Source organism: Marinobacter iranensis, assembly GCF_029207565.1.
GTDB lineage: Bacteria > Pseudomonadota > Gammaproteobacteria > Pseudomonadales > Oleiphilaceae > Marinobacter > Marinobacter iranensis.
Genome location: NZ_JANCMW010000237.1, coordinates 1 through 263, shown reverse-complemented (window position 1 = coordinate 263; position 263 = coordinate 1). Strand labels below are relative to the sequence as shown.

The 263-nt window shown below is 61.6% G+C and carries 1 protein-coding gene; it reads right to left on the bottom strand.

What is annotated here, in order from left to right:
* Positions 1-263, bottom strand: a 263-nt coding sequence (locus tag NLU14_RS22175; RefSeq protein WP_275710678.1) for an ABC transporter permease subunit, incomplete at both ends; no start/stop codon positions are given.

Sequence of the window (263 nt, the reverse complement as noted above, 5' to 3'; positions counted from 1 at the left end):
AGCATTCCACGAGCCGCCCGACGCGGTGATCGCGCCCGTGACGTAATACGGGAAGATGCCGGGCAGGATCACCTTGAACAACCAGCGCCAGCCCTCGATGTGGAAGCTGCGTGCCGCTTCCTTGAGATCGCTCGGGAAGGCCGAGGCGCCGGCGATGACATTGAACAGGATGTACCATTGCGTGCCCAGGATCATCAGCGGGCTCAGCCAGATGTTCGGGCTCAGATCATAGTGGGCGATCAGGACCACGAACACCGGAAAGG